This window comes from Myxococcus vastator, assembly GCF_010894475.1.
In the GTDB taxonomy this organism is placed as follows: domain Bacteria; phylum Myxococcota; class Myxococcia; order Myxococcales; family Myxococcaceae; genus Myxococcus; species Myxococcus vastator.
In genome coordinates this window covers 1-3,013 of record NZ_JAAIYB010000690.1, presented here as the reverse complement: position 1 = coordinate 3,013, position 3,013 = coordinate 1, and the positions used below count along the sequence as shown (strand labels likewise).

Here is a 3,013-nt window from a genome sequence, read left to right as displayed (position 1 = left end):
CCCTTGTCTACAGCGCCCGGTCCCATGTCGATGACCCAGTCGCTGGCGGCCACCACGCGCATGTCGTGCTCGACGAGGATGACGGTGTTGCCGGAGGCCACCAGCCCCTCCAGCTGCGTCATCAGCTTGTCCACGTCGGAGGGGTGCAGGCCCGTGGTGGGTTCGTCCAGCACGTACAGCGAGCTGCCGCGCTGGGCCCGCTGGAGCTCCGTGGCCAGCTTGATGCGCTGGGCCTCGCCGCCGGACAGCTCCGTCGCCGGCTGCCCCAGCCGCAGGTATCCCAGCCCCACCTCCCGCAGGACGGCGAGCGGCCGCTGCACCAGCGGCTCCTCGCTGAAGAAGTCGTGGGCCGCGTCCACCGTCATGCCCAGCACCTGGGCGATGTTCTTGCCCCGGTACTGAATCTCCAGCGTCCTGGCGTTGTAGCGGGCCCCCTGACACGTGGGGCACGGCGCGTAGACGCTGGGCAGGAAGAGCAGCTCCACGCTGACGAAGCCCTCGCCCTCACACGTCTCGCAGCGGCCCTTGGCCACGTTAAAGGAGAAGCGGCCCACGTCGTAGCGCCGGGAGCGGGCGGCGGGCGTCGCGGCGAAGCGCTTGCGGACGCTGTCGAACAGCCCCGTGTACGTCGCCAGGTTGGAGCGCGGCGTGCGGCCAATGGGCTTCTGGTCCACCTGCACCAGGCGCTTGAGGCCCTCCATGCCGGAGACAATCCTGCCGCTGGTGGTGTGGATGACGGTGCGCTCCAGCGCCTCGCCCTCGTCCTCGTTCTCCGGCACCGCGTGGCCCAGGTGTCCGGCCACCAGCTCCACCAGGACCTGGCTCACGAGGCTCGACTTCCCGGAGCCGGAGACCCCCGTCACCGTGGTGAGGACGCCCAGCGGGAAGTCGACGTCCAGCGCCTTCAGGTTGTTGCGCGACACGCCCCGCAGGCACAGCCAGCCCTTGGGAGAGCGCCGCTCGCCGCGGTGCGGCTCCGCGTCGCCGAAGAGGTAGCGGCGCGTCCGGGACGCCTTCACCGCCTTCAGGCCTTCGAGCGGACCGCTGTAGAGGACCTGTCCGCCCTGCTCGCCCGCGTCCGGCCCCACGTCGACAATCCAGTCCGCGTGGCGGATGACGTCCACCTCGTGCTCCACCACGAACAGCGAGTTGCCCGAGCCCTTGAGCTGGTCCAACGCCTTCAGCAGCGCGGCGGTGTCCGCGGGGTGCAGCCCGGCGGACGGCTCATCGAGCACGTACACCACGCCGAACAGGTTGGAGCGCACCTGCGTGGCCAGCCGCAGGCGCTGGAGCTCGCCGGGGGACAGCGTGGGCGTGCCGCGCTCGAGCGACAGGTAGCCCAGGCCCAGCTCCGTCAGGACGTTGACGCGCACCAACACGTCGTGGGCGATGCGCTGGGCCACCAGCGCCTTCTCCGGATGCGCGCGGGCGAGCGTGGCCACGTCCCTGGCCGTCCCGTCCGCCACGGGCGCGAGCAGGTCCGTGAGCGCGCTGAGCGGCAGGCGTGACAGCTCGCCGATGTCGAGCCCCGCGAAGGTGACGGAGAGGGACTCGCGGCGCAGGCGCTTGCCGTGGCATTCGGGGCAGTCGCCGCTCACCATGTACTGCGAGACGCGCCGCTTCATCAGCGCGCTCTGCGTGGTGGCGAAGGTCTGGAGCACGTAGCGCCGGGCCCCCGTGAAGGTGCCCATGTAGCTGGGCGGCTCCTTGCGCTTGAGGGCTCGCTGCGTCTCGGCCGGCGTGAAGCCCGCGTAGACGGGCACCGTGGGCTGCTCTTCCGTGAAGAGAATCCAGTCCCGGTCCTTCTTCGGCAGCTCCCGCCACGGCCGGTCCACGTCGTAGCCGAGCGTCACCAGGATGTCGCGCAGGTTCTGTCCGTGCCACGCGGGAGGCCAGGCGGCAACCGCCCGCTCGCGGAGGGTCCGCGTGTCATCCGGCACCATGGATTGCTCGGTGGCGTCGTAGATGCGGCCCAGGCCATGGCACCTGGGACACGCGCCCGCGGGCGTGTTGGGTGAGAAGGCGTCCGAGTCCAGGTGCGGCTGGCCCCGCGGGTACGTGCCCGCGCGCGAGTACAGCAGCCGCAGCGAGTTGGCCAACGTCGTCACGCTGCCCACGGACGAGCGCGTGGTGGGCGCGCCCCGGTGCTGCTGGAGCGCCACGGCCGGGGGCAACCCGTCGATGGCGTCGACCTCCGGCACCCCCGCCTGGTCGATGAGCCGGCGCGCATAGGGGGCCACGGATTCGAAGTACCGCCGCTGCGCCTCCGCGTAGAGTGTGCCGAACGCCAGCGACGACTTGCCCGAGCCCGACACGCCGGTGAACACGACGAACGCGTCCCGAGGGATTCGGACGTCGATGTTCTTCAGGTTGTGCTGGCGGGCGCCGCGCACCTCCACGAAGCCTCGCTCGGCGGCACCTGACGCGTCTGGGTCCTGCTTCGAACGACGAGCCCTGGCCATGCGCCCCACGCTGAGTTGTCAGAAAGGGATGAACTCCGGCGGCGTTGTACCCGAGGCCACCGAGGGAGACACGCGCGAACCCGGGCCATGGCCCGGGACTGAACGAACGCCTCCGGACTCACCGGCCAGGCAGCGTCAGCAGCACCCGCGCGCCCGGCACCGGGCTCTCCACCACGCGCGCGTCGCCGCCATGGCCCCGCGCGACCTCGCGCACGAGACTCAGTCCCAGCCCCACGCCCCCCGCGTCCCGCTCCAGGCGGTGGAAGGGCGTGAAGACGTCCTCACGATGCGCCTCCGGGATGCCCCGCCCCGCGTCCTGGACAGCGACCTCCCACTGCGCGTCCCGGTGCGCCAGCTCCAGCCGCACCTCGGACCCACGAGGCGCGTAGCGGAGGGCGTTGGCCAGCAGGTTGTCCACCGCTCGACGAACGGCCATCGCATCCATCCGGCAATTGGCTTCAGCGGGGCCCACCACACGCAGCGACACACCGCGACGGTCCGCCTCCGCCCGAACCCCCGCGGCGGCTTCGTCGAGCAGCCCGCGCAAATCC

The 3,013-nt window shown here is 71.5% G+C and carries 2 protein-coding genes; both read right to left on the bottom strand.

The window, feature by feature from the left end; all coding sequences use genetic code 11:
* Positions 1 to 2,462: excinuclease ABC subunit UvrA (locus G4D87_RS36090; protein WP_163787341.1), on the bottom strand; the 2,462-nt coding region annotated here is incomplete at its 3' end.
* A gap of 118 nt (positions 2,463 to 2,580) precedes the next feature.
* The coding region (locus tag G4D87_RS36085) for a sensor histidine kinase (protein ID WP_240358887.1) at positions 2,581 to 3,013 on the bottom strand (433 nt) is incomplete at its 5' end.